The sequence below is a fragment of the Burkholderia sp. BKH01 genome (genome assembly GCF_025685725.1).
GTDB lineage: Bacteria > Pseudomonadota > Gammaproteobacteria > Burkholderiales > Burkholderiaceae > Burkholderia > Burkholderia pyrrocinia_C.
In genome coordinates this window covers 144,413-170,037 of sequence record NZ_JAOTQT010000010.1, presented here as the reverse complement: position 1 = coordinate 170,037, position 25,625 = coordinate 144,413, and the positions used below count along the sequence as shown (strand labels likewise).

Sequence of the window (25,625 nt, the reverse complement as noted above, 5' to 3'; positions counted from 1 at the left end):
TGACAAAGGCCTCACGCGAACGCTTGTTCACGTGAGGCCTTTGTCTTTCCGCGTCAGCGCCCGGGGCGGGACGGCCCGGTGGTCATGCGCTCAGCACTCACCCTTCTTCGCGTGTCCCGGCGGGCAGTGGTAGCCGCGACGATCGTCGTAACCATGATGACGTTCCCACTCGCGGCGTTCCCAGTAGCGGCGGCCGTCCCAGTAGCGGTCGCCATGCCAGCCTACGATGACTGCGGGCGCCGGTGCGACCATGACGGGCGCGGGCGCCACGACGACCGGCGCGGGCGTGCCGATATTGACGTCGACGTTGACGGCGTGAGCGAGGCCGGACAGGGAGAGGCCCAGGCCGGCGAAAGCGAGAGCGATCAATGAGCGCTTCATGTTCTTTTCCGTGATGTCGTTGTGAGGAGGTCGGCGCGGCGCAACGGGAGCGACTCCGAACCGCGAATCGTTCCGCAGGGGGGGATCGCCTGCGCCGACGGAATGCAGTGTGCTGCGACGCGTTGGAAAAGGCGAGGGGCGTTTATTACGGTGAGTTGGAAGCCGGTGCGAACGGAACGCGCATGCCGCGCGGCGCGATTTTACAAAGACGGGCCGCAGGGCCGGGGACGTGATGTCGAACGACGCGGCGCCGGCCGTGCGAATTTGACATTCGGCGGCGCGCGACCGCGAAGCGGGATTAACAGCGCGTTACAAAGTCGCGCACGACAAGCGGCGCGATCGCCATGCCTGTCGCGCGGAAAGCAGTACGCCGGCCGTCGGGCCGGCGGTGGTCACGGAGCGATTACAGGTAGAACATCCGGTCTTCTTCGGGCCGCGGCGGATGCCCTTCTTCGTCCGAACCTTCTTCCTCGCCGCTGTCCTCGTAGAACGCGAGCACTGCGTCGAGCACCTGGTCGGGATCGTCGATCACCTGCATCAGATCCATGTCTTCCGGATTGATGAGGCCCATCGGAATCAGCTGGTCGCGGAACCACTGCAGCAGCCCCTGCCAGAACGCGCTGCCGACGAGAATGATCGGCACGAGGCGCGATTTCTTCGTCTGGATCAACGTAAGCACTTCGGACAACTCGTCGAGCGTGCCGAAACCGCCCGGCATCACGATCACCGCATCCGAATTCTTCACGAACGTGACCTTGCGCGTGAAGAAGTGGCGGAAGCGCAGCGAGATGTCCTGGTAGTGGTTGCCGGCCTGCTCGTGCGGCAGCTCGATGTTCAGGCCGACCGACGGCGCCTTGCCGGCGTGCGCGCCCTTGTTCGCGGCTTCCATGATGCCGGGGCCGCCGCCGGAGATCACGGCGAAGCCGGCATCGGACAGCTTGCGCGCGATCTGCGCGGCGAGCTTGTAGTGCGGCGTGTCGGGTTTGAGGCGGGCAGAACCGTAGATGCTGACAGCCGGGCGGATCTCCGACAGGTACTCGGTCGCCTCGATAAACTCTGCCATAATCGTGAACATCTGCCACGATGCGCGCGCCTTCTTGGCCGTCGCGCGCTCTTGATCTGCGAGTGAACGCAGACTCGGAATCACTTTTCTCTTGTTCATAATGCCTGAAGAACGAAATCTGGAAGGTAAGACCCTGCTATTGGTTGACGGTTCGAGCTATCTGTATCGGGCTTACCATGCGATGCCTGATTTGCGTGGCCCTGGCGGGGAGCCGACCGGAGCGCTCTACGGAATCATCAACATGCTGCGCCGTATGCGCAAGGAAGTCAGTGCAGAGTATAGCGCTTGCGTGTTCGATGCAAAGGGCAAGACGTTCCGCGACGACCTTTATGCCGACTATAAGGCAAACCGCCCGTCGATGCCGCCCGACCTCGCATTGCAGGTCGAACCGATCCACGGCGCGGTGCGCGCGCTCGGCTGGCCGCTGCTGATGGTCGAAGGCGTCGAGGCCGACGACGTGATCGGCACGCTCGCGCGCGAAGCCGAACGGCACGGGATGAACGTGATCGTGTCGACGGGCGACAAGGATCTCGCGCAGCTCGTGACCGACCACGTCACGCTCGTCAACACGATGACCAACGAGACGCTCGACCGCGACGGCGTGATCGCGAAGTTCGGCGTGCCGCCCGAGCGGATCATCGACTACCTGGCATTGATCGGCGACACCGTCGACAACGTGCCGGGCGTCGAGAAGTGCGGGCCGAAGACGGCCGTGAAATGGCTGTCGCAATACGACAGCCTCGACGGCGTCATCGCACACGCAGGCGACATCAAGGGCGTGGTCGGCGACAACCTGCGCCGCGCGCTCGACTTCCTGCCGCTCGGCCGCACGCTCGTGACGGTCGACACGGCCTGCGATCTCGCGCCGCACCTCGAATCGATCGAAGCGTCGCTGAAGACCGACGGCGAGGCGCGAGATCTGCTGCGCGACATCTTCGCGCGCTACGGCTTCAAGACGTGGCTGCGCGAAGTCGACAGCGCACCGGCGGAAGGCGGCGATGCCGATGCGCCGGACGGCGAGCCGGCGCCGGTGGTGGCGGCCGACATCGTTCGCGAATACGACACGATCCAGACCTGGGAGCAATTCGACGCGTGGTTCGCGAAGATCGACGCGGCCGCGCTGACCGCGTTCGACACCGAGACGACCGCGCTCGACCCGATGCTCGCGCGGCTCGTCGGCCTGTCGTTCTCGGTCGAACCGGGCAAGGCCGCGTACCTGCCGGTCGCGCACCGCGGCCCCGACATGCCCGAGCAGCTTCCGTTCGACGAAGTGCTCGCACGCCTGAAGCCGTGGCTCGAATCGGCCGATCGCAAGAAGGTCGGCCAGCACCTGAAGTACGACGCGCAGGTGCTCGCGAACTACGACATCGCGTTGAACGGCATCGAGCACGACACGCTGCTCGAATCGTACGTGCTCGAATCGCACCGCACGCACGACATGGACAGCCTCGCGCTGCGTCATCTGGGCGTCAAGACGATCAAGTACGAAGACGTGGCAGGCAAGGGCGCGAAGCAGATCGGCTTCGACGAAGTGGCGCTCGCGCAGGCCGCCGAATATGCGGCCGAGGATGCCGACATCACGCTGCAGCTTCATCACGTGCTGTATCCGCAGGTCGCGCGCGAACCGGGCCTCGAGCGCGTGTATCGCGAGATCGAGATGCCCGTGTCGCTCGTGCTGCGCAAGATGGAGCGCACGGGCGTGCTGATCGACGACGCGCTCCTGCACGCGCAGAGCACCGAAATCGTGACGCGTCTGATCGAGCTCGAAGCGCAGGCGTACGAACTGGCGGGCGGCGAATTCAATCTCGGCTCGCCGAAGCAGATCGGGCAGATCTTCTTCGAGCAACTGCAGTTGCCGGTCGTGAAGAAGACGCCGAGCGGCGCACCGTCGACCGACGAAGAAGTGTTGCAGAAGCTCGCCGAGGATTACCCGCTGCCGAAGCTGCTGCTCGAGCATCGCGGGCTGTCGAAGCTGAAGTCGACCTATACCGACAAGCTGCCGCGCATGGTGAACCCCGCAACGGGCCGCGTGCACACGAACTATGCGCAGGCCGTCGCGGTGACGGGCCGTCTCGCGTCGAACGATCCGAATCTTCAGAACATTCCGGTGCGCACGGCCGAAGGCCGGCGGATCCGCGAGGCGTTCATCGCATCGCCGGGCCACCGGATCGTGTCGGCCGACTATTCGCAGATCGAACTGCGGATCATGGCGCACATCTCGGGCGACGCGTCGCTGCTGCGCGCGTTCTCGCAGGGCGAGGACATCCACCGTGCGACGGCCGCCGAGGTGTTCGGCGTGACGCCGCTGGAGGTCAATTCCGACCAGCGCCGGATCGCGAAGGTGATCAACTTCGGGCTCATCTACGGGATGAGCGCGTTCGGGCTCGCGTCGAACCTCGGCATCACGCGCGACGCGGCGAAGCTCTATATCGACCGTTATTTCGCCCGCTATCCGGGCGTTGCGCAGTACATGGAAGAGACGCGCGCGACCGCGAAGGAGAAGGGTTATGTCGAAACCGTTTTCGGTCGCCGCCTGTGGCTGCCGGAAATCAACGGCGGCAACGGCCCGCGCCGCCAGGCGGCCGAGCGCGCGGCAATCAATGCGCCGATGCAGGGCACCGCGGCCGACCTGATCAAGCTGTCGATGATCGCGGTGGACGACTGGCTCACGCGCGACAAGCTTGCATCGCGGATGATCATGCAGGTGCACGATGAACTGGTGCTCGAGGTGCCCGACGACGAACTGTCGCTCGTGCGCGAGAAACTGCCGGAAATGATGTGCGGCGTCGCGAAGCTGAAGGTGCCGCTCGTCGCCGAAGTGGGCGCTGGAGCGAACTGGGAAGAGGCACACTGACGCACCGCTGCGCGGTTCCCGATTCCTGCGGCATATTGTTGCAGGGATGCTGAATATCGAGATGGTTTGCTTGTGGTCAACGCGCAAGCTCCCGGACAATGCATGTCGGTCATGTCATTGACGCGGAGCGGCGCGCCCCGCGTTCCGGGGCGGGCGCATCGAAGTGCTTCGAACTGCACATCGATGATGTCCGAACCGGTTAATCCACCGGGTGGCGCGAATGCATCGCGTTTGTTTCGTCCGGCGGCAGCAGTTTCGAATCGCAAAGGGGGAATCGGATGCATCGGATAATCATCGTAGGCGGAGGCGCGGGCGGCCTGGAACTGGCGACGCGGCTCGGCGACCGTTACGGCGCGCGCGGCAATCGTCCCGCGCGTGCGCTCGTCACGCTCGTCGACCGCAATCCGACGCACATCTGGAAACCGCTGCTGCACGAGGTCGCGGCGGGCAGCATGGACCCGTTCACGCAGGAGCTCGAATACGCGGCGCAGGCGCGCTGGCACGGCTTCGAATTCCAGCAGGGCGGGCTGACCGGGCTCGACCGCGCGGCGAAGCGCATCACGCTGTCGCCCATCAACGACAGCGATGGCGAGGAACTGCTGCCGGAGCGCGAGCTGGAATATGACACGCTCGTGATCGCGATCGGCAGCACGACCCACTTCTTCGGCGTGCAGGGCGCGCCGGAAAACGCGATCGCGCTCGATACCGTCGGTGAGGCCGAGCGCTTCCGCAAGCGGCTGATCGCCGCGTGCATGCGTGCCGAGCACCAGGCGCCGGCGCCGACCGCGCCGGGCGATACGGCCGAACCGCGCATCCAGGTCGTGATCGTCGGCGGCGGCGCGACGGGCGTCGAGTTGTCCGCGGAGCTGCGCAACACGGCGCAGGTGCTGTCCGTGTATGGGCTGCACAAGCTCGACCCGCGCCACGACGTCGGCATCGTGCTGATCGAATCGGGGCCGCGGATTCTGCCGGCGCTGCAGGAGCGCGTGTCGACGGCGACGGCCGAGTTGCTCGAAAAACTCGGCGTGCGGCTGATGCTCGGCGAGCGCGTGACCGAGGTCGCGCCGGGGCTCGTGCATACCGCGAGCGGCAAGGCGGTGCGCGCGGATCTGACGGTCTGGGCGGCCGGCATCAAGGCGCCGTCCGTGCTGTCGCATCTCGATGGCCTCCAGGTCAACAAGCTCGGCCAGCTCGACGTGCGCCGCACGCTGCAGACCTTCACCGACGACAACGTGTTCGCGCTCGGCGATTGCGCGGCATGCGTGTGGCCCGGCAACGAGCGCAACGTGCCGCCGCGCGCGCAGGCCGCGCACCAGCAGGCGAGCTTCCTGCTGAAGGCGATCGGCTGCCGTCTCGAAGAGCGTCCGCTGCCCGAATTCACGTATCGCGATTTCGGTTCGCTCGTGTCGCTCGGCCATTTCAGCGCGGTCGGCAACCTGATGGGCGGGCTGATCGGCGGCAACATGCTGATCGAAGGGCTGTTTGCGCGCTTCATGTACATGTCGCTGTACCGGCTGCACGTCGCGGCGCTGCACGGCTATCCGCGGATGATGCTCGACACGGTTGCACACTGGCTGCGGCGCACGACGTTGCCGCGCGTCAAGCTGCACTGACCGCGCGTTCGCGCGGGGAGCGGGCGGGGAGTGCGCACGCCGTGCGTGTTCTCCGCCCGTGTTTTTTCGGGCGGCCGGATGGTCGTGCAGGCTCCGGCCGGGCGAGATCGTTCGCGCGTTTTCGTTTTCAATCCGCAAGCTTCCAGTCGCGCAACGGCGATCGACCCATGCAGGCCGCGCCATGATCTGGCAGGGCGCCGGCACGCATCGATACCGTGGCCGGGGCGGCCGGATCGATTCTTCGTAATTGAGTCTTACACATCTGACAGTTGACGCGACAACGGATTATTGGGCATCTTGTTCGGGTTTCCGTTTGCGGCGGGGTGCCAACCGCCGCGACATCCGCGCCGTGCGCCGGCGCGATGTCCCGTCATGCCGCATCCACGACCGTGACGGCGGCGCCCAATCGAGGAGTGCATTCATGTTGAAACCCGAAGTCGACAGCCTGGTCCCCCACGTCCCGTTCTCGCGCCGCAAGTTCATGCAGGCCGCGCTGGGCGGCACCTTCGCGGCGGCCGTGCTGCCCGTTTCGGCGCAGACGGTCACGACCGACAGCGCCGGGCTGGACGTCGACACCGTCGAGATCCGCTCCGGCGACGCGAGCGTGCCGGCCTATCGCGCGCAGCCGGCCGGCAAGACGAACCTGCCGGTCATTATCGTGATCCACGAGATCTTCGGCGTGCATGCGCATATCGCCGATGTGTGCCGCCGCTTCGCGAAGCTCGGCTATCTCGCGATCGCGCCCGACCTGTTCGCGCGGCAGGGCAACGCGTCGAAGTATCCGACGATGAAGGACCTTTTCGACAACATCATCAGCAAGGTCCCGGACCGTCAGGTCACCGAGGATCTCGATGCGACGGTCGCGTGGGTCGGCAAGAACGGCGGCGATCCGGCGCGTCTCGGCGTCACGGGGTTCTGCTGGGGCGGCCGCCACGCGTGGTTGTATGCGGAGCACAATCCGCACGTGCGCGCGGCCGTTGCGTGGTACGGGTTTGTCGAGGGCAAGACCGACGAGATGACGCCGTTCAATCCGGTCGATCATGCGGCGTTGCTGAAGGTGCCCGTGCTCGGGCTGTACGGCGAGAAGGATACGAACATCACGCAGGCCTCGCTCGCGGACATGCGCAAGGCGATCCAGACGAGCGATTCGAAGCTCGCGCGCGAATCGGAGATCGTCGTGTACCCGGATGCCGGCCACGCGTTCTTCGCCGACTATCGGCCGAGCTATGTAAAGGCCGATGCCGAGGACGGCTGGAAGCGCGCGATCGCGTGGTTCCACAAGTACGGCGTGATGTAAACGGAACGCGGCGGCCGAATGGCCGCCGCGTTGCTTCGCCGGCGCGCCGCGGTCCGGATTACGGGTTCGGGCCGGTCGCGATCGGCCGCGACGGATCGGCGCTCCATTCGCTCCACGAGCCCGGATACAGCGATGCGCCGTGCAGCCCCGCGATCTCCAGCGCAAGCGCGTTGTGGCAGGCGGTGACGCCGGAGCCGCACTGCAGGATCGCGAGATTCGGTTCGGTGCCCGCCAGAAGCGTGGAGAACGTCTCGCGCAATTCATGGCCGGTCTTGAAGCGGCCATCGGCGGTCAGGTTGTCCTTGAAGAACCGGTTGCGTGCGCCGGGGATGTGGCCGCCCACGGGATCGATCGTTTCGTTTTCGCCGCGATAGCGGTCCGGTGCGCGAGCATCGATCACGACGCGCGTGCGCGACGTCACGTTCGCGAGCACGGCTGCCGCGTCGACCGTCGATTCGAGCGGCGCTGCCGCGCGGAAATCGCCGGCGGCCGGTTGCGGTACGTCGGTAGTCAGCGGCTGGCCGGCCGCTTCCCAAGCCTGCAGGCCGCCGTCGAGTACGGCCACCGAATCGTGGCCGAGCCAGCGCAGCAGCCACCACAGGCGCGCCGCGTAGGCGCCGCCTTGCGCGTCGTATGCGACGACCTGCTGGCCTTGCTTGAGGCCGCGGCTCGCGAGCAGCGTGGCGAGCGCGTCGCGGGTCGGCAGTGGATGGCGGCCGTTGGTACCTGTCTTGCGTCCCGACAGGTCGCGATCGAGATGAAGATACTGCGCGCCGGGGATGTGACCGGCTGCATAGGCGGCTGCGCCCGCGCCGGGATCGACGAGATCGAAGCGGCAGTCGAACAGCACGACGCTGCCGGGCGCCGCGGCCAGGCGCTCGGCGAGATTGGCGGCGGAGATGAGCGTGGTGTAATGAGTGTGTGGCATGACAGCTCCCTGGAGTGCGAATGGCCTGACACTCCAAGTCTAAACAAAAAAAGACGGGCCGAAGCCCGTCTTTTCGTCTGCCGGATGCCGTGCGGCGTCGAAGCGCCGCACCGGCCGTCAGATGTCGCCGAGGTGGCGGCGCAGGAACTCGTGGAAGTGCTGCATGCCGTCTTCCATCGGGCTCTGGTACGGGCCGACCTGCGACTCGCCGCGTGCCATCAGTGCACGGCGGCCTGCGTCCATTCGCATCGCGATCTCGTCGTCCTCGACGGCCGTTTCCATATAGGCGGCGCGCTCGGCCTCGACGAACTCGCGTTCGAACAGCGCGATTTCCTCGGGGTAATAGAACTCGACGATGTTGGTCGTTTTCTGCGGGCCGCGCGGGATCAGCCACGACACGACGAGCACGTGCGGATACCACTCGATCATCAGGCCAGGGTAGTAGACCATCCAGATCGCGCCGAACTCCGGCGGCACGCCGTTGCGGAACTTCAGCACCTGCTCGTGCCACTTCTGGTAAGTCGCGCTGCCCGGTTTCGCGAGTGCGTTGTGCACGCCGACCGTCTGCACGCTGTACCAGTCGCCGAATTCCCACTTGAGGTCGTCGCACGACACGAAGCTGCCGAGGCCCGGGTGGAACGGGACGACATGGTAATCCTCGAGGTAGACCTCGATGAACGTCTTCCAGTTGTAATCGCACTCGTGCACTTCGATGTGATCGAAGTGGTACTCGGAGAAGTCGAAGTGATGCTTCGTGCCGAGATTGGCGAGGTCGCGCGCGACATTCCGGCCTTCGGCCTCGAACAGCAGCCCCTGCCAGTTTTGCAGCGGGCTCTTGCCGAGGTTCAGGCACGGCTTCTCGGGGAAGTGCGGCGCGCCGAGCAGCTCGCCTTCCAGGTCGTACGTCCAGCGGTGCAGCGGGCACACGATGTTCTGCGTGTGGCCGCGCCCGTTGAGCATGATTGCCTGCCGGTGGCGGCAGACGTTCGACAGCAGTTCGATCTGGTTCGTCTGGTTGCGGACCAGCACGCGGCCTTCCTTCTCGGACGGCAGCGCAAAATAATCCCCCGCCTCGGGCACCATCAACTCGTGCCCGACGTAACGAGGTCCTTTCTTGAAGAGGGTTTCGATCTCGCGCTCGAGCAGCGCCTCATCGAAATATGCAGTGACTGGAAGCTGGCTGTGAGCCGACTTCAACTGAAGCGCATCGCTCAGATTGGACATTCCCACTCCCGGTGTTAGCGTGAAAGCAGTGAACAACCCAACCATCGAAAAATCGATTTAGGGAAACGGGGAATTATACCCGGTTCGCCTCGCAAGGCCAGGATTAAGTGCCTGATTTGTGTCAATTTTTTGTCGGGTGACAATCGGCAGGTGCACACTGTGTGCCGGAGATGGGGCCGGAATATGTGTCCGGCGTCCAAGTCGGCAGATCGGAGAATTCTCTTTTGCCGTAGAATGTCCGACTTGTTTTGAAATTTGACACCCTCGTCCATGGCGAAAACCGCATCCCCAGGCGCCACGCCGCCCGGCAATGGCACCGAACCGTTGCCGGACAATTATGAGATGGCGCTCGCGGAACTCGAGACGCTGGTTGCCCGGATGGAAGGCGGCGCGTTGAGCCTCGAGGATTCACTGACGGCGTATCGCCGCGGTGCGACCCTCGTTGCATTTTGCCAACAGCAGCTCGAGAAAGTGGAGCAGCAGGTTCGCGTGCTCGACGGCGCGACGCTGAAGCCGCTTTCGTCCGGAACGGCCGCCACGGACGGCGAAGACGACGATCTATGACATTCGAACAATGGATGCGGTCCGTGCTTGACCGTGTCGAGGACGCACTCGGTCACTATCTGCCCGCTGAAACCGCGATGCCTGCGCAACTCCACGAGGCGATGCGCTATGCGGTCCTCGGCGGCGGCAAGCGCGTTCGCCCGCTGCTGTGCCATGCAGCAGGCGAGCTGACCGGCGCAACGGAAGCGGCGCGCAATGCGGCGGCGGCGGCGCTGGAGATGATCCACGTCTACTCGCTCGTGCACGACGACATGCCGTGCATGGACGACGACGCGCTGCGACGCGGCAAGCCGACGGTGCACGTGCAGTACGACGAGCCGACGGCACTGCTCGTCGGCGATGCGCTGCAGTCGCAGGCGTTTGTCGCGCTGACCGATGCCGACGCGCTGTCGCCGGTGCAGCAGGCCGCGCTCGTGCGCGAGCTTGCGCTTGCGAGCGGCTCGCTCGGCATGGCCGGCGGGCAGGCGATCGACCTGGCGAGCGTCGGCCTCAAGCTGACGCGCGAGCAGCTCGAGACGATGCACCGGATGAAGACTGGCGCGCTGTTGCGCGCGGCCGTGCGGATGGGCGCACTGGCCGGCGAGACGCCGTCGGCGGAAACGATGGCCGCGCTCGACGTCTATGCGGGGGCCGTGGGCCTGGCTTTCCAGGTCGTCGACGATATTCTCGACGTCACGACCGATTCGGCGACGCTCGGCAAGACGGCTGGCAAGGACGCGGCGAACGACAAGCCGACCTACGTTTCGATCCTCGGCCTCGAGGCGTCGCGCGAGCTCGCAGCGCAACTGCGCGCCGAAGCGCACGACGCGCTGAAACCGTTCGGCGCACGCGCACAGCGTCTCGCCGAACTTGCCGACCTGGTTGTGAACCGGGTCAGCTGACGCGAAAGCCCGCCGCCGCGCACATGCTACGGTGCGTGCAATAGAATGCGGGCGCGTTTGATTTCCTACAATGGAACGACGATGTACGACTTGCTGAAAACCATCGACGACCCGGCGGATTTGCGCCGCCTCGATCGTCGCCAACTTCAACCGCTCGCGGATGAACTGCGCGCGTTCGTGCTCGACAGCGTGTCGAAGACGGGCGGCCATTTGTCGTCCAACCTCGGGACGGTCGAGCTGACGATCGCGTTGCACTACGTGTTCAACACGCCGAACGATCGCATCGTCTGGGACGTGGGCCACCAGACCTACCCGCACAAGATCCTCACGGGCCGCCGCGACCAGATGCATTCGCTGCGCCAGTACGACGGCATCTCGGGCTTCCCGCGCCGCAGCGAATCCGAATACGACACGTTCGGCACCGCGCATTCGAGCACGTCGATCTCGGCCGCGCTCGGCATGGCGATCGGCAGCCAGCTGAACGGTGACGATCGCTTCTCGATCGCCGTGATCGGCGACGGCGCGATGACGGCCGGCATGGCGTTCGAGGCGATGAACAACGCGGGCGTGTCGGAAGATGCGAAGCTGCTCGTGATCCTGAACGACAACGACATGTCGATCTCGCCGCCGGTCGGCGCGCTGAATCGCCATCTCGCTCGCCTGATGTCGGGCCGCTTCTACGCGGCTGCGCGCGCGGGCGTCGAGCGCGTGCTGAGCGTTGCGCCGCCGGTGCTCGAACTCGCGCGCAAGCTCGAGGAGCACGCGAAGGGCATGGTCGTGCCGGCCACGCTGTTCGAGGAGTTCGGCTTCAACTACATCGGCCCGATCGACGGTCACGATCTCGATTCGCTGATCCCGACGCTGCAGAACATCCGCGAACTGCGCGGCCCGCAATTCCTGCACGTGGTGACGAAGAAAGGCCAGGGCTACAAGCTCGCCGAAGCCGATCCCGTGCTCTATCACGGCCCCGGCAAGTTCAACCCGGCCGAAGGCATCAAACCGTCGACCACGCCCGCGAAGAAGACGTACACGCAGGTGTTCGGCGAGTGGCTGTGCGATGAAGCCGAGCGCGATACGCGCGTCGTCGGCATCACGCCCGCGATGCGCGAAGGCTCGGGCATGGTCGAGTTCGAGAAGCGTTTCAAGGATCGCTACTACGACGTCGGCATCGCCGAGCAGCACGCGGTGACGTTCGCGGGCGGCCTCGCGACCGAAGGGCTCAAGCCGGTCGTCGCGATCTACTCGACGTTCCTGCAGCGTGCTTACGACCAGCTGATCCACGACGTCGCGCTGCAGAACCTGCCGGTCGTGTTCGCGATCGACCGCGCGGGCCTGGTCGGCGCGGATGGCGCGACGCACGCGGGCGCGTACGATCTCGCGTTCATGCGCTGCATCCCGAACATGACGGTCATGGCCGCATCCGACGAGAACGAATGCCGCCAGATGCTGCACACGGCGCTGCAGCAGCCGAACCCGACCGCGGTGCGCTATCCGCGCGGCGCGGGCACGGGCGTGCCGACGGTGAAGGAATTCACCGAGATCCCGCTCGGCAAGGGTGAAGTGCGTCGCCGCACGGCTCAGCCGGAAGGCAAGCGCGTCGCGATCCTCGCGTTCGGCACGATGGTCGCACCGTCGCTTGTCGCCGGTGAAGAGCTTGACGCGACCGTCGCGAACATGCGCTTCGTGAAGCCGGTCGACGCGGCGCTCGTGCGCGAACTCGCCGAGACGCACGACTACCTCGTCACGATCGAGGAAGGCTGCGTGATGGGCGGCGCGGGCTCGGCCTGCGTGGAAGCCCTGATGGAGAGTGGGGTTATCCGACCCGTACTACAATTGGGCCTCCCTGACCAGTTCGTCGACCACGGCGACCACGCAAAGCTGTTGTCGCAATGCGGCCTCGACGGCGCGGGCATCGCGAAATCGATTCGCGAACGCTTCCTGAACCCGGCGGCTGATGTCGCCGGTCAGGCGAAGCGCGTCGCATAAGCTGGCGCCGCCCGCGGGCGGCGCTGGTGCGACTGGCGCAACCGGTCTTCATTGATGCGGAAAACATGGGCCTGCGGGCCCATGTTGCTTTTCCGGCTGCCGCATGACGCGGCGTGCGCGTCGTCGGACGCGCGGCTTACAAGGATTGAACAAGATGAACCAGATGAATCCCGCCTTCGTGATGCCCGACGTGCAGAGCACGGTGGATACCCGTCAGATTCCGATTCAGCGCGTGGGCGTGAAGGCGGTCCGGCATCCGTTGACGGTGCGTACCGAAAGCGGCGACGTGCAGCCGACCGTCGGTGTCTGGAACCTCGACGTGCGCCTGCCGGCCGACCAGAAGGGCACGCACATGTCGCGCTTCGTCGCGCTGCTCGAAGAGAACCGCGCGCCGCTGACGGTCGAGCGCTTCCGCGCGATGCTCGCGTCGATGCTGGAGAAGCTCGAGGCCGAGGCGGGTCGCATCGAGGTCACGTTCCCGTACTTCGTGAACAAGACGGCGCCGGTGTCCGGCGTGCAGAGCCTGCTCGACTATGAAGTGACGCTCGCGGGCGAAAGCCGCAACGGCGACGCGCGCCTGTTCCTGAAGGTGCTCGTGCCGGTGACGAGCCTGTGCCCGTGTTCGAAGAAGATCTCGCAGTACGGCGCGCACAACCAGCGCTCGCACGTGACGATCGATGCCGAGCTCGCGGCCGACCTGCCGGTCGAGGCGCTGATCCGCATCGCGGAGGAAGAGGCGTCGTGCGAACTGTGGGGCCTGCTTAAGCGCCCGGACGAGAAGTTCGTCACCGAGCGCGCGTACGAGAATCCAAAGTTCGTCGAGGATCTCGTGCGCGATGTCGCGCAGCGTCTCGATGCGGACGAGCGCGTGGCCGCGTACGTGCTCGAAGCCGAGAACTTCGAGTCGATCCACAATCACAGCGCGTATGCGCTGATCGAACGCGACAAGCGGCAGGCTGCATAACGCTGCGTCGTTTTGTCGCGCCGATGAAAAAGGCCGCTCGTTTGAGCGGCCTTTTTACGTGTGCACGGTGCGTGCGGCGTCGCGTTACGTTGCGCGGCTCAGCGTGCGAGCGACGCGAGATCCCAGCGCGGCTTCACCGTGAACGCGTAGTCGGCATTCGCCTGCTCGGGCCAGCGGCCGAGCCGCAGTGCGCCCGCGAGCGCGATCATCGCGCCGTTATCGGTGCAGAGCGCGAGATCGGGGTAGTGCACGTCGAAGCCGCGCTTGGCCGCGGCGGCCGACAGCGCCTCGCGCAACTGGCGGTTCGCGCCGACGCCACCCGCGACCACGAGGCGCTTGAGCTTCGTCTTCTTCAGCGCGGCGAGCGACTTCGCGACGAGCACGTCGACGGCCGCGTCGACGAAACCGCGCGCGAGGTCGGCTTTCGCGCGTTCGAGCGCTTCACCCGTCAGCTTCGCTGCCTCGAACTTCTTCATCTGCGTGAGCACGGCCGTCTTCAGGCCGCTGAAGCTGAAGTCGAGGTCGCCCGAATGCAGCATCGGACGCGGCAGCACGACCGCGCCCGGCGTGCCCGTTTCTGCGAGTTTCGACACTTCCGGGCCGCCCGGGTAGCCGAGGCCGATCAGTTTTGCCGTCTTGTCGAACGCTTCGCCGGCCGCGTCGTCGAGCGTTTCGCCGAGCGTCTCGTACACGCCGACGTCGGTCACGCGCATCAGTTGCGTGTGGCCGCCGGAAACCAGCAGCGCGACGAACGGGAACGGCGGCGGCTCGGCGACGAGCAGCGGCGACAGCAGGTGGCCTTCGAGATGATGGATGCCGACGGTCGGCTTGTTCCATGCGAGCGCGAGCGCATTCGCGATGCTCGCGCCGACCAGCAGCGCGCCGGCGAGGCCAGGGCCCTGCGTGAATGCGATTGCGTCGATGTCGTCGCGGCGCGTGCCGCTTTGCGCCATCACTTCCTCGAGCAGCGGCAGCGCGCGGCGGATGTGGTCGCGCGACGCGAGTTCGGGCACGACGCCGCCGTAATCGCGGTGCATCGCGATCTGCGAATGGAGCGCGTGCGCGAGCAGGCCGCGCTGCGTGTCGTAGAGCGCGAGGCCGGTTTCGTCACAGGAGCTTTCGATGCCGAGAACGAGCATGGGTACGGGCAGGGCGCGCCATATCGGGCGCGCCGCAGGAAGGTCGACGTAACCAGAAAGTATAACAGGCGAGGGCAGGCCGCCGCTGGCGGCGGCCCGGGCCCTATGCCGGGCAGGTACAATCCGCGCCATGGAAACTTATGACATCGCCGTGATCGGCGCGGGTGCTGCCGGGATGATGAGTGCCGCGGTCGCCGGGCAACTCGGCCGCCGCGTCGTGCTGATCGATCACGCGCCGCGGCTCGCCGAGAAAATCCGCATCTCGGGCGGCGGCCGCTGCAACTTCACGAACCTGTACGCAGGCCCCGACAACTACCTGTCGGCGAATCCGCATTTCGCGCGTTCGGCGCTGGCGCGCTATACGCCGCGCGACTTCCTCGGGCTGCTCAAGCGCCATCATGTGACCTGGCACGAAAAGCACAAGGGCCAGCTTTTTTGCGATCACGGCAGCGACGCGATCATCGACGTGCTGAAGCACGAGTGCGACGCGGGCGGCATCGCGTGGCGCCGGCCCGTCGTCGTCGACGCGGTGCGCCACGCGCCGGCCGACGGCTTCACGCTCGACACGCAGCAGGCCGGGCCGATTGGTGCGCGCGCACTGATTGTCGCGACAGGCGGCCTGTCGATCCCGAAGATCGGCGCGACCGACTTCGGCTACCGGCTCGCGAAGCAGTTCGGCCACAAGCTCATCGATACGCGGCCCGCGCTCGTGCCGCTCACGTTCGCGCAGCACGACTGGGAGCCGTTCGCGGCGCTCTCCGGCGTGTCGCTCGAAGTGCGCGTGTCGACCGGCGACAAGAAGCGCGGCGGCGAATTCGTCGAGGACCTGCTGCTGACCCATCGAGGCCTGTCGGGGCCCGGCATCCTGCAGATCTCGAGCTACTGGCAGCCTGGCGACCCGATTCGCGTCGACCTGCTGCCGCAGCGCGACACGGTGGTCGACCTGCTCGACGCGAAGCGCACGTCGAAGCGCCAGATCGGTTCGCTGCTGGCGGACTGGGTGCCGTCGCGCCTCGCGCACGCATGGCTCGACACGCACAGTGTCGCGGCCGACGCGCGGCTCGCGGACCTGCCCGACAAGACGCTGCGCCAGATCGGCGACGCGCTCGCCGGATGGACGCTGACGCCGAACGGCACCGAAGGCTACAAGAAGGCCGAGGTGACGAAGGGCGGGATCGATACGCGGGAGCTGTCGTCGGCGTCGATGATGAGCGCGCGCGTGCCGGGGCTGTTCTTCGTCGGCGAGGCGGTGGACGTGACGGGCTGGCTCGGCGGCTACAACTTCCAGTGGGCGTGGGCGTCCGGCACGGCGGCCGGGCAGGCCGCGGCGGAGTATGCGCGCGGCGTCTGACGGGCCGGACAAGCTCCGTTTTAGCGGGACCAGGCCCCGTGCCTTTGAGCAATCGCTCTGCTATACTCGGTAGTCTTTCCCTGCAAACCTTTATTCGTGTTGGATCATGACGATCATTCGCGTTAAAGAGAACGAGCCGTTCGAAGTTGCAATGCGTCGCTTCAAGCGCACGATCGAGAAGAATGGTCTATTGACCGAACTTCGTGCGCGCGAGTTTTACGAGAAGCCGACCGCGGAGCGCAAGCGCAAGAAGGCTGCTGCGGTGAAGCGTCATTACAAGCGTATCCGCAGCCAGACGCTGCCGAAGAAGCTGTACTGAACGATTGGGCGCCGCGCGGTTCGCTGAGCGGCGCACCGGCGACTCCGTGCGATCGGGTGCGATCGCGCAGCCGATCAGGCGGCGAGTCGCCGATGCCGGATTCGAGCAACCCGCTTGAGACACTGTCCCAAGCGGGTTTTTGTGTTGACGCCTGTTCGCGGGCGTCGGATTCACGTTTCCATCCCGGGTGAAAGATGAGTTTGAAAGAGCAGATCAGCGAAGACATGAAGGCCGCGATGCGCGCGAAGGAAAGCGAGCGCCTGGCGACGATTCGCCTGCTGATGGCCGCGATCAAGCAGCGTGAGGTCGATGATCGGGTCACGCTCGACGACGCGGGCATCACGGCCGTGATCGACAAGATGATCAAGCAGCGCAAGGATTCGATCAGCCAGTTCCAGGCCGCCGGCCGCGATGACCTCGTCGCGAAGGAGCAGGCCGAGCTGACCGTGCTGGGCGGCTACATGCCCGCGCAATTGTCGGACGCCGAAGTGGCGGCCGAGATCCAGGCGGCGGTCGCGCAAACCGGCGCAGCCGGCCCGCAGGACATGGGCAAGGTAATGGGCGTGCTGAAGGGCAAGCTCGCCGGCCGTGCCGACATGACGGCCGTTTCCGCGCAGGTCAAGGCCGCGCTCACGAAGTAAAACCCGTTCCCGGCGCGCGCGGCGTTGCGTGCGCCGGGCGTCGTATTGTCTTTTTTCGCTCGATCCCACGGTGATTCCGCATTCGTTCCTGCAGGACTTGCTGAACCGCGTCGATATCGTCGACGTGGTGGGTCGGTACGTGCAGCTCAAGAAGGGCGGCGCCAACTTCATGGGGCTGTGCCCGTTCCATAACGAGAAGAGCCCGTCGTTTACCGTCAGTCCGACCAAGCAGTTCTATCACTGCTTCGGCTGCGGCGCGCACGGCACGGCGATCGGCTTCCTGATGGAGCATGCGGGGCTCACGTTCCCGGAAGCCGTGCAGGAGCTCGCGCAGTCCGTCGGGCTGACCGTGCCGCACGAGCCGTCGATGCGCGGCGGTGGGGGCGGAGGCGGCGATTATCCGGCGCCGGTGTCGAAATCCGTCGCGACCGCGCTGTCCGACGTGATGTCCGCCGCGTGCGATTATTACCGCAAGCAATTGCGCGGCGCGACCGTCGCGATCCAGTACCTGAAGAACCGGGGCCTGACCGGCGAGATCGCCGCGCGCTTCGGGCTCGGTTATGCGCCGGACGGCTGGCAGAACCTCGAAACCGCGTTTCCCGACTATCGCGACGAGTCGCTTGTCGAGTCGGGGCTCGTGATCGTCAGCGAGAAAACCGATGCGCAGGGCGTCGCGCGCCGCTACGACCGGTTCCGCGAGCGGATCATGTTCCCGATCCGCAACGTGAAGGGGCAGGTGATCGGCTTCGGCGGCCGCGTGCTCGGCAGCGGCGAGCCGAAGTACCTGAACTCGCCCGAAACGCCGCTGTTCAACAAGGGCAGCGAGCTTTACGGGCTGTTCGAGGCGCGGCTGGCGATTCGCGAGCGCAAGTACGTGCTGGTCGTCGAAGGCTACATGGACGTCGTCGCGCTCGCGCAGCTCGGTTTCCCGAACGCGGTTGCGACGCTCGGTACCGCGTGCACGCCGATTCACGTGCAGAAGCTGCTGCGCCAGACCGACACGGTCATTTTCAGTTTCGACGGCGACTCGGCCGGGCGGCGTGCGGCCCGGCGCGCGCTGGAGGCGTGCCTGCCGCATGCGGCGGACAACCGCACGATCCGGTTCCTTTTTCTGCCGTCCGAGCACGATCCGGACAGCTATGTGCGCGAGTTCGGCGCGGATGCGTTCTCCGAGCAGGTCGAGCGCGCGATGCCGCTGTCGCAATTTCTGTTGAACGAAGCAATTGCCGGCAAGGCGCTCGATCAGCCGGAAGGCCGCGCGAAGGCGCTGTTCGATGCGAAGCCGCTGCTGCAGGCGCTGCCCGCGAACGCGTTGCGCGCGCAGATCATGCACATGTTCGCGGACCGCCTCGATATCCCGTTCGAAGAGGTCGCGGGGCTGTCCGACGTCGACGCGCGGATCGCGGCGCCGCCGCGCCAGGCGCCCGCGCGCAGCGAGCGGCGCCGAGTGACGGACAGCGAAAAGCGTGCGTTGCGCACGCTGGTGATGCATCCGCGCATCGCGTCGCAGCTCGACGACGAACAGATTGCGACCCTGCGCGCGTTGCCGCGCATCGGCGAATTGTTCGCCGAAGTCGTCGACCATGCGCGTGCGCTGGGTGACGGCGCGGAGTTCCGGCTGCTGTCGGATGTCCTGCGGACGTCCTCGAACGGGGCGACTTACGAGGAAATCTTCCGCGAAATTCTGGACTATGATGAAAACGTCCGCGATTTGCTGTTACAGAATCCGGAAGACGAGACGGTGCCCGAGCGGCAGCGTGAACAGGAACGGATCGCGGGGGAGGAGCTGCAGGCGGGGGTGCTCAAGATGCGCTACGACGCCTGCTGCGACCGGCTCGATCGGCTGGCGCGGCAATCCACCTTCACACCCGAGGAACTGGCCGAATTGACGGAATTGAACCAGCAGCGAACCGACATGAAGCGTCGGCTCGGGCTGTAGGCGGCCGGGGCGCTTAGAGAGGGCTCCCCAGCGTGCTATAATATAAGGTTTCCAGCGGTTTGTTTTCCAAGCAGAGGCGAGAATCGCGATGGCAAAGACGACAGGCGGAAAGAAAGCAACGGGCAAGGGCTCGACGGAGCCGACCAAGAAGGTCACAGCGGCCAAGTCTGCTTCTTCCACCAGGACAACGTCTTCAGCATCGTCAGCCCCGGCGGGAAAGAAAACCGCGGCCGGCACTGCTCAGGCTGCGCCGGCGCCGGCAGCCAGAACACGGGCTGCCGCCAGACCCGACTCCGGGCCGGCCAAGCCGGCGGCGAAGCGGGCAAGTGCGAAAAGCGCAAGGGACACGACTGCCGCCGCGGACGAAACGGCAGTACGTACTACTCATGCACCCACGGTTCAACCGGCTGTCGTCCAGCAGCCGCGAGTCGATATAGCCGGTACGGCGAACTCCATGACCAAAAAGCTGAACGAAGTATCCGTCGATGACGACGCAAATCAGAGCGACGAGCAGCCCGCAGCCGCGGCTGCACCGGGCAAATCCAAGGTGCGCGATCGTCGCGCCAAGGAAAAGGCGCTGCTGAAGGAAGCGTTCGCGACGAGCACGCCGGGCACGGCCGAGGAGCTCGAAGAGCGCCGCGTGAAGCTGCGCGCGCTGATCAAGCTCGGCAAGGAGCGCGGCTTCCTTACGTACGCCGAAATCAACGACCACCTGCCGGACAACTTCACCGAGACCGAAGCCCTCGAAGGCATCATCGGCACGTTCAACGACATGGGCGTGGCGGTCTACGAGCAGGCACCGGACGCGGAAACGCTGCTCCTGAACGACAACGCGCCGGCCGCGTCGTCGGACGATGAAGTCGAAGAGGAAGCGGAAGTCGCGCTGTCCACCGTCGATTCGGAATTCGGCCGCACGACCGATCCGGTCCGGATGTACATGCGCGAAATGGGCACGGTCGAGCTGCTCACGCGCGAAGGCGAAATCGAGATCGCGAAGCGGATCGAGGACGGCCTGCGCCACATGGTGATGGCGATTTCCGCGTGCCCGACGACGATCGCCGACATCCTCGCGATGGCCGAGCGCGTCGCGAACGAAGAGATCCGCGTCGACGAGCTCGTCGACGGCCTGCTCGATCCGAATGCTTCGGACTCCGCCGATACGGACGGCTTCTCCGCGAAGGAAGCGGAAGCCATCGAGAACGAGGACGAGGAAGCCGAGGAGGAAGAGGAAGAAGAGGAAGAGGAGGAGGATGACGGTGCCGCACAGGCATCGGCCAACGCCGCCCAGCTCGAAGCCCTCAAGCGTGCCTCGCTCGACAAGTTCTCGCAGATCAGCGAGTGGTTCGACAAGATGCGCCGCGCGTTCGAAAAGGAAGGCTACAAGTCGAAGGCCTACCTGAAGGCGCAGGAAACGATCCAGACCGAACTGATGACGATCCGCTTCACCGCGCGTACCGTCGAACGCCTGTGCGACACGCTGCGTGCGCAGGTGGACGAAGTGCGTCAGGTCGAACGTCAGATCCTGCACATCGTCGTCGACAAGTGCGGCATGCCGCGTTCGGAATTCATCGCGCGCTTCCCGGGCAGTGAAACCGACCTCGACTGGTCCGAGAAGATCATGGCCGAAGGCCATTCGTACAGCGCGGTGCTGTCGCGTAACGTTCCGGCGATCCGCGAACAGCAGCAGCGCCTGCTCGACCTGCAGGCGCGCGTCGTGCTGCCGCTGAAGGACCTGAAGGAAACCAACCGCCAGATGGCGGCCGGCGAACTGAAGGCGCGCCAGGCGAAGCGCGAAATGACCGAGGCCAACCTGCGTCTCGTGATCTCGATCGCGAAGAAGTACACGAACCGCGGCCTGCAGTTCCTCGACCTGATCCAGGAAGGCAACATCGGCCTGATGAAGGCGGTGGACAAGTTCGAATACCGTCGCGGCTACAAGTTCTCGACCTATGCGACGTGGTGGATCCGTCAGGCCATCACGCGCTCGATCGCCGACCAGGCACGCACGATCCGTATTCCGGTTCACATGATCGAGACGATCAACAAGATGAACCGCATCTCGCGGCAGATCCTGCAGGAAACCGGCCTCGAGCCGGATCCGGCAACGCTCGCCGAGAAGATGGAAATGCCGGAAGACAAGATCCGCAAGATCATGAAGATCGCGAAGGAGCCGATCTCGATGGAAACGCCGATCGGTGACGACGACGATTCCCATCTCGGCGACTTCATCGAGGACACCAACACGGTCGCGCCGGCGGATGCCGCGCTGCATGCAAGCATGCGCGACGTCGTGAAGGACGTGCTCGATTCGCTGACGCCGCGCGAGGCGAAGGTGCTGCGGATGCGTTTCGGTATCGAAATGAGCACGGACCACACGCTCGAGGAAGTCGGCAAGCAGTTCGACGTCACGCGCGAGCGGATCCGTCAGATCGAGGCCAAGGCGCTGCGCAAGCTGCGTCACCCGAGCCGTTCCGACAAGCTGAAGTCGTTCCTCGAAGGGAACTGATTTCCAGCGTTTCTCCCACGAACGCCACCGGTATCTGCGTGATGCCGGTGGCGTTTGTCTCCTTTGTTGTTACAATGCGGCCCGGCTTCTTTGCCGGGGCTGCGTGTAGCACGCGTCAAATCTCATCAGGGCTTGTAGCTCAGCGGTTAGAGCAGTCGACTCATAATCGATTGGTCGCGGGTTCGAACCCCGCCGGGCCCACCAGATTCGCTTCCAAGGTTATCCGAGGAAGTCTCGAAACCCGCGATGCCGCAAGGCTTCGCGGTTTTTTTTGTTTCTCAGGGTGTCCAGGGGATTCCGTAGGCAGCCGAGGGTAACTGCGGGCGGTATTGGGTTGCGTCCAGCGACGTGTCGACGCTGCGGTCGCGGACCTGGCCGCGCAGAAAGTTGCGATTGCCCTGAACGCGTTCCAGGCCGGCTTCGACCGGCGGCCGCATCGAACGGCGCTATCCGGAGCCGGCCAGCCTCAGGTCCGGCTCGACCAGGAATTGGGATTTCACATGATCGACGACGTAGAGGACCACGCCGCTCGCCCGGCGCGTCCTCGGTGAATAGTCGAACTCGGTCGCATCGGCGTCGGCGGATGCCGGCCTCACGAGAAACACGCGCATCCCGGCCTTGAATACGTGATGCGAGGGCAGGCGCTGATTGACCAGATCGATGAATTGCCGGGCCGAGATGACGGGCATGAAAGCGGACATGGAACTTCTCCGGTGCGTACTGACAAAGCGTTCAGGACGGACGAGCGGGAAGGTTGCAGGGGTTCACGCGGTCCGAGGCCGTGGCATCAAAGCGCACCGCGGGTCGTGGACGATTCCGCGTTCAACCAGTAGCCGTGCTTGCCGTAGAACTGATGCAGCGCAATCTCGTCGCTTCGATAGACGGGCTGCGAATCGTCGTATTCGGGGCTATGGCGAATCGAGTCGCGGTTGAGCTCGGTCGATACCGTTTCCGTGGCCCAGTCCACCTGGTCGAGCCAGTGCGTCGCGATCAGGACTTCCTTGTTGGTCAACCACCAGTTCCGCGTTCTGATCGCGAGATAGCGGATCACCCAGGCTTCATCGTCGTAGATGAAGTCGGACACGCGACCGATGCGTCCGGCCGTGGCTTCGAGCCGATAACCCTTGACCTTGCCGGTGCCGCGCAGATGCGTATCCGTCGGCGCATCTGCTGGCGCATCGGCCGGCGTTGCGCGGGTGGGCAGCGGATTTCCAGCCTCGAGATCTTGCGACAGGGCGGCAGAATGGGACGCAGGGTATGCGTCCATGCCCCACAGGTTCGGGCCACCCCAGTAGGGCGGGTAATGGTAGTAACGCAGGTATTCGATTTCGTGTTGGCGGGATACCGGCTTGTGTGCGTCCAGATCCGGGCTGTCTGCTACCTGTTGGCGCGTAAGGTCGACATGCAGCGTGCTGGATCGGGAGTCGGTGTGCTTGACGGAATAGGGCGAGATGAGCACCAGCCTCTCGTGCAGCCAGTCGCCCGTCTCGACGACTAGGTAGCGGATGCACCAGTTGTCGTCGTCGAAGTAGGCTTGATTGACGTGTCCGATGTCGCCGTCCTTCGCGCGCACCGCGCTTCCGTGCAATTCCTTGATGCTTCGTAGCATGATGTTCTCGTCAGATCGATGCGCGGCATGTCGATGATCCGGCTGAACCGCGTGCCGTGCGGTGGCGTCCAGTCGCTCGTCCGTGGATGCGGAGCGGTTCGTGCCGATCCCGTTCATGCACGCGGTATACAGGCTGGCGTGGCGTCGCGACGGATGTCCGGCATGGTTACACGGTACTGGTAACGGACGGACGGCGCAGTACGAAAGCGTACAAAGTGCGCGCCGGATCGGGCATGGGTCTGTTGGATCGATGCAGATCCGGATAACGAATCGACCGGAATCGGAAGGTCGATGTGTTTCCGATGTTCACGAATCGCGCGGACGGTCGCTTCGAGTGGATACCCGGCGGCTACTCCTTCCTGTCGCGCGCATTGGTCGCTTACTCGCGGACACGGCTTCGCACGACGGTCGACGAATCCACGGACCACCGGCATTTCATGCCGCGCTGTGTCGCGGCATGCCGAAAACCGCGATGGCCTCATGCGTCGCGGTTTTTCCTTGCGTAGGCGAGCGTCCGGACCGCCGTGAAACGGCGCACACCACGCCGCGTGCGCTGCGTGTGCCCGCATCGATCACCCCCTGAACATCCGCACGGGCGTTTCCGCCGCGAGCGACAGCGGCATGTCGCGCATCGTCAGAACACTGCCACCGGGGAAACACGGAGAGGATGCCGTCCCGATGGCAATCGAAGTATGCTGTGGCGCGGCACGGTCCGCGCGCGATGCCTGTCGGGCGCCCGTTCAGCCGTCGAGCCCCGCGATCCATCCGGCGGCCAGAATAAACATGCTTCGCCGGGGAGTGGCGACGGTAATCATGATCATGCTGCGTTCGTGGGGTGCGATTCTTTCGTTGCTGGCGCTCGTCGCGTGCGCCAGCCTGCCGCCGCAGGCCGACCGCGCGCCGACGCATGCATTCGCCGACACGGAAAACACGCGGCTGGGCGTCGCGTTCCGCCAGCAGGCCGGCATGCATCCGGGGCAGGACGCGTTTCATCTGCTGACCGATCCGGTCGATGCGCTGGATGCGCGTGTGCTGCTTGCCGATCGCGCGGACCGGTCGCTGGACCTTCAGTACTACATCTGGCACGACGACCTGACCGGTCATGAACTGGCCGACGCGATCATTCGCGCGGCCGATCGCGGCGTGCGTGTTCGCGCGCTGCTCGACGATCTCGGCACGAACGCGGACGACCGCAAGCTGCTCGAGATCAGCTCGCATCCGAACATCGAGATCCGCCTGTTCAATCCGGTCGCTACGCGCCGGTTCAAGAAGATCGGCACGGTGTTCGAGTTCTCGCGCGTCAATCGGCGCATGCACAACAAGGCGATGATCGCGGACAACCAGGCGGCGATCGTCGGCGGCCGCAATATCGGCGACGAATACTTCGGCGCATCGTCGATGCTGGAGTTCGGCGATCTCGATGTCGTCGTCCATGGCCCGGTCGTGAAGGACATCTCGACGGAATTCGATACGTTCTGGAATTCCCCGTATGCGTATCCGATCGACGCGCTGGTCGGGCACGACGCGGCGCCGGGCGGGCTGGATCGAGAGCGCGAGCGGTTGCGCGACTACCTGAGGGCGATGGAGGACAATCCGTACGTGCTCGAAGCGAGGCAACGGCTCGACCGGATCGTTCATGGGCAGGGCACTGAACTGTCGTGGGGGCGCGCGACGGTGTTGTACGACGATCCGTCGAAGATCGCACATTCGCCGAAGGACAGCGATGGGCACCTGATGCCGCAATTGCGCGCGCTCGCCTTGCAGCCCGAACATGACCTGCTGATCGTGTCGCACGTACTTCGTGCCGGGCAAGGCCGTCGTCGAGCGGCTGCGCGCGCTCTCGGCGCGCGGCGTGCGCGTGACGGTGCTGACCAATTCGCTCGCGTCGACCGACGTGGCGGCCGTGCATGCCGGCTATCGTCGCTACCGAAGCGATCTCGTGGCGGCCGGCGTGCGGCTTTACGAACGGCGGCCGTCGGGCGACAGGAGCATTTCGAAGCAGGTCATCATCGGATCGTCGCGTGCGTCGCTGCATGCGAAGACCTACGTGTTCGATCACAAGAGCATTTTCATCGGGTCGATGAACCTCGATCCGCGCTCGCTGAACCTCAATACGGAGATCGGCGTTTACTGCGAGAGTCCGGCAGTTGCGTCGCAGGTTGCAAACGATCTGGAATCCCGACTCGACCGGATCGCGTGGCGTGTCGAGCCGAGGACCGATCCGGCGGGGAAAGGGCAGCTCAAGTGGGTTCAGACCGATTCGGACGGGACGGTCACCGAGCTCGGCCATGAACCGGAAGTTTCGGCTGCGCGCCGGGTGGAAGTCTGGTTTCTCGGGCTGTTTCCGATCGAATCGCAACTGTGAG

19 protein-coding genes, 1 tRNA gene and 1 pseudogene are annotated in these 25,625 nt (G+C 65.2%); 14 read left to right on the top strand and 7 right to left on the bottom strand.

What is annotated here, in order from left to right; translation table 11 throughout:
• Positions 1-90: 90 nt before the first annotated feature.
• Both OEJ37_RS17435 and OEJ37_RS17430 read right to left on the bottom strand, forming a co-directional pair.
• Complete coding sequence (locus OEJ37_RS17435) at positions 91-381, bottom strand: hypothetical protein (protein WP_174418408.1); 291 nt, start codon at positions 379-381, stop codon at positions 91-93.
• Positions 382-784: 403 nt separating this feature from the next.
• Positions 785-1,543 carry a TIGR00730 family Rossman fold protein gene (locus tag OEJ37_RS17430; RefSeq protein ID WP_174418407.1) on the bottom strand — a complete coding sequence of 253 codons (759 nt, stop codon included), beginning with the start codon at positions 1,541-1,543 and terminating at the stop codon, positions 785-787.
• Between the two features lies 1 nt (position 1,544).
• Between OEJ37_RS17430 and polA the strand changes: the two genes are divergently transcribed.
• The 3 genes from polA (at position 1,545) to OEJ37_RS17415 (ending at position 7,208) form a co-directional block, all read left to right on the top strand.
• Complete coding sequence (gene polA / locus OEJ37_RS17425) at positions 1,545-4,298, top strand: DNA polymerase I (protein ID WP_263344978.1); 2,754 nt, start codon at positions 1,545-1,547, stop codon at positions 4,296-4,298.
• Positions 4,299-4,576: 278 nt separating this feature from the next.
• Positions 4,577-5,911, top strand: coding sequence for an NAD(P)/FAD-dependent oxidoreductase (locus tag OEJ37_RS17420; RefSeq protein ID WP_263344977.1), 1,335 nt, complete (start codon positions 4,577-4,579; stop codon positions 5,909-5,911).
• A 421-nt stretch (positions 5,912-6,332) separates the two neighbouring features.
• Positions 6,333-7,208, top strand: a complete 876-nt coding sequence (locus tag OEJ37_RS17415; protein ID WP_174418404.1) for a dienelactone hydrolase family protein — start codon at positions 6,333-6,335, stop codon at positions 7,206-7,208.
• A 58-nt stretch (positions 7,209-7,266) separates the two neighbouring features.
• Here the strand turns inward: OEJ37_RS17415 and OEJ37_RS17410 are convergent, their stop codons facing one another.
• On the bottom strand, positions 7,267-8,136 hold the full coding sequence (locus OEJ37_RS17410) for a sulfurtransferase (protein ID WP_174418403.1): 870 nt from the start codon (positions 8,134-8,136) through the stop codon (positions 7,267-7,269).
• 117 nt (positions 8,137-8,253) lie between these two features.
• The gene (locus OEJ37_RS17405) at positions 8,254-9,360 is read right to left on the bottom strand and encodes an aromatic ring-hydroxylating oxygenase subunit alpha (protein ID WP_174418402.1); all 1,107 of its coding nucleotides are present in this window, start codon (positions 9,358-9,360) and stop codon (positions 8,254-8,256) included.
• A 270-nt stretch (positions 9,361-9,630) separates the two neighbouring features.
• On the opposite strand from OEJ37_RS17405, the gene OEJ37_RS17400 reads away from it, so the two are divergent.
• From OEJ37_RS17400 to folE2, 4 genes are all read left to right on the top strand, one after another.
• Complete coding sequence (locus OEJ37_RS17400) at positions 9,631-9,924, top strand: exodeoxyribonuclease VII small subunit (protein WP_011355806.1); 294 nt, start codon at positions 9,631-9,633, stop codon at positions 9,922-9,924.
• Positions 9,921-10,805 carry a polyprenyl synthetase family protein gene (locus tag OEJ37_RS17395; RefSeq protein ID WP_174418401.1) on the top strand — a complete coding sequence of 295 codons (885 nt, stop codon included), beginning with the start codon at positions 9,921-9,923 and terminating at the stop codon, positions 10,803-10,805. Before OEJ37_RS17400 ends, OEJ37_RS17395 begins: the two co-directional genes overlap by 4 nt.
• 81 nt (positions 10,806-10,886) lie before the next feature.
• Entirely contained in the window at positions 10,887-12,791 is a 1,905-nt protein-coding gene (gene dxs / locus OEJ37_RS17390) for a 1-deoxy-D-xylulose-5-phosphate synthase (RefSeq protein WP_174418400.1), read from the top strand.
• A 154-nt stretch (positions 12,792-12,945) separates the two neighbouring features.
• Positions 12,946-13,755, top strand: a complete 810-nt coding sequence (gene folE2, locus OEJ37_RS17385) for a GTP cyclohydrolase FolE2 (RefSeq protein WP_152855637.1) — start codon at positions 12,946-12,948, stop codon at positions 13,753-13,755.
• A gap of 98 nt (positions 13,756-13,853) precedes the next feature.
• Here the strand turns inward: folE2 and tsaD are convergent, their stop codons facing one another.
• Positions 13,854-14,894 (bottom strand): tRNA (adenosine(37)-N6)-threonylcarbamoyltransferase complex transferase subunit TsaD, encoded by a 1,041-nt coding sequence (gene tsaD / locus OEJ37_RS17380; protein WP_174418399.1) that lies wholly within the window; start codon positions 14,892-14,894, stop codon positions 13,854-13,856.
• A 121-nt stretch (positions 14,895-15,015) separates the two neighbouring features.
• On the opposite strand from tsaD, the gene OEJ37_RS17375 reads away from it, so the two are divergent.
• From OEJ37_RS17375 to OEJ37_RS17350, 6 genes are all read left to right on the top strand, one after another.
• A complete protein-coding gene (locus OEJ37_RS17375; RefSeq protein ID WP_263345000.1) occupies positions 15,016-16,245 on the top strand; it encodes an NAD(P)/FAD-dependent oxidoreductase in 1,230 nt (409 codons plus the stop codon).
• A gap of 106 nt (positions 16,246-16,351) precedes the next feature.
• Positions 16,352-16,564, top strand: coding sequence for a 30S ribosomal protein S21 (gene rpsU, locus OEJ37_RS17370; RefSeq protein WP_006479415.1), 213 nt, complete (start codon positions 16,352-16,354; stop codon positions 16,562-16,564).
• 194 nt (positions 16,565-16,758) lie between these two features.
• Positions 16,759-17,205 (top strand): GatB/YqeY domain-containing protein, encoded by a 447-nt coding sequence (locus OEJ37_RS17365; RefSeq protein ID WP_124446510.1) that lies wholly within the window; start codon positions 16,759-16,761, stop codon positions 17,203-17,205.
• A gap of 70 nt (positions 17,206-17,275) precedes the next feature.
• On the top strand, positions 17,276-19,144 hold the full coding sequence (gene dnaG, locus OEJ37_RS17360) for a DNA primase (protein ID WP_263344976.1): 1,869 nt from the start codon (positions 17,276-17,278) through the stop codon (positions 19,142-19,144).
• An 88-nt stretch (positions 19,145-19,232) separates the two neighbouring features.
• A complete protein-coding gene (gene rpoD / locus OEJ37_RS17355; RefSeq protein ID WP_096474817.1) occupies positions 19,233-21,650 on the top strand; it encodes an RNA polymerase sigma factor RpoD in 2,418 nt (805 codons plus the stop codon).
• A 128-nt stretch (positions 21,651-21,778) separates the two neighbouring features.
• Positions 21,779-21,854 (top strand) — tRNA-Ile (locus tag OEJ37_RS17350).
• Positions 21,855-22,096: 242 nt separating this feature from the next.
• On the opposite strand, the gene OEJ37_RS17345 is transcribed toward OEJ37_RS17350, so the two are convergent.
• Complete coding sequence (locus OEJ37_RS17345) at positions 22,097-22,351, bottom strand: hypothetical protein (protein ID WP_263344975.1); 255 nt, start codon at positions 22,349-22,351, stop codon at positions 22,097-22,099.
• A gap of 86 nt (positions 22,352-22,437) precedes the next feature.
• The gene (locus OEJ37_RS17340; RefSeq protein ID WP_174418463.1) at positions 22,438-23,259 is read right to left on the bottom strand and encodes a PRC-barrel domain-containing protein; all 822 of its coding nucleotides are present in this window, start codon (positions 23,257-23,259) and stop codon (positions 22,438-22,440) included.
• 813 nt (positions 23,260-24,072) lie between these two features.
• Here OEJ37_RS17340 and OEJ37_RS35125 point away from each other — a divergent pair.
• A pseudogene (locus OEJ37_RS35125) lies at positions 24,073-25,624 on the top strand (phospholipase D family protein).
• Position 25,625: the final 1 nt, after the last annotated feature.

Bases quoted from the DNA above. Each gene is read 5' to 3' on its own strand.
- OEJ37_RS17435 (WP_174418408.1), bottom strand. From the start codon at position 381: ATGAAGCGCTCATTGATCGCTCTCGCTTTCGCCGGCCTGGGCCTCTCC.
- OEJ37_RS17430 (WP_174418407.1), bottom strand. From the start codon at position 1,543: ATGAACAAGAGAAAAGTGATTCCGAGTCTGCGTTCACTCGCAGATCAA.
- polA (WP_263344978.1), top strand. From the start codon at position 1,545: ATGCCTGAAGAACGAAATCTGGAAGGTAAGACCCTGCTATTGGTTGAC.
- OEJ37_RS17420 (WP_263344977.1), top strand. From the start codon at position 4,577: ATGCATCGGATAATCATCGTAGGCGGAGGCGCGGGCGGCCTGGAACTG.
- OEJ37_RS17415 (WP_174418404.1), top strand. From the start codon at position 6,333: ATGTTGAAACCCGAAGTCGACAGCCTGGTCCCCCACGTCCCGTTCTCG.
- OEJ37_RS17410 (WP_174418403.1), bottom strand. From the start codon at position 8,136: ATGCCACACACTCATTACACCACGCTCATCTCCGCCGCCAATCTCGCC.
- OEJ37_RS17405 (WP_174418402.1), bottom strand. From the start codon at position 9,360: ATGTCCAATCTGAGCGATGCGCTTCAGTTGAAGTCGGCTCACAGCCAG.
- OEJ37_RS17400 (WP_011355806.1), top strand. From the start codon at position 9,631: ATGGCGAAAACCGCATCCCCAGGCGCCACGCCGCCCGGCAATGGCACC.
- OEJ37_RS17395 (WP_174418401.1), top strand. From the start codon at position 9,921: ATGACATTCGAACAATGGATGCGGTCCGTGCTTGACCGTGTCGAGGAC.
- dxs (WP_174418400.1), top strand. From the start codon at position 10,887: ATGTACGACTTGCTGAAAACCATCGACGACCCGGCGGATTTGCGCCGC.
- folE2 (WP_152855637.1), top strand. From the start codon at position 12,946: ATGAACCAGATGAATCCCGCCTTCGTGATGCCCGACGTGCAGAGCACG.
- tsaD (WP_174418399.1), bottom strand. From the start codon at position 14,894: ATGCTCGTTCTCGGCATCGAAAGCTCCTGTGACGAAACCGGCCTCGCG.
- rpsU (WP_006479415.1), top strand. From the start codon at position 16,352: ATGACGATCATTCGCGTTAAAGAGAACGAGCCGTTCGAAGTTGCAATG.
- OEJ37_RS17365 (WP_124446510.1), top strand. From the start codon at position 16,759: ATGAGTTTGAAAGAGCAGATCAGCGAAGACATGAAGGCCGCGATGCGC.
- rpoD (WP_096474817.1), top strand. From the start codon at position 19,233: ATGGCAAAGACGACAGGCGGAAAGAAAGCAACGGGCAAGGGCTCGACG.
- OEJ37_RS17345 (WP_263344975.1), bottom strand. From the start codon at position 22,351: ATGTCCGCTTTCATGCCCGTCATCTCGGCCCGGCAATTCATCGATCTG.
- OEJ37_RS17340 (WP_174418463.1), bottom strand. From the start codon at position 23,259: ATGCTACGAAGCATCAAGGAATTGCACGGAAGCGCGGTGCGCGCGAAG.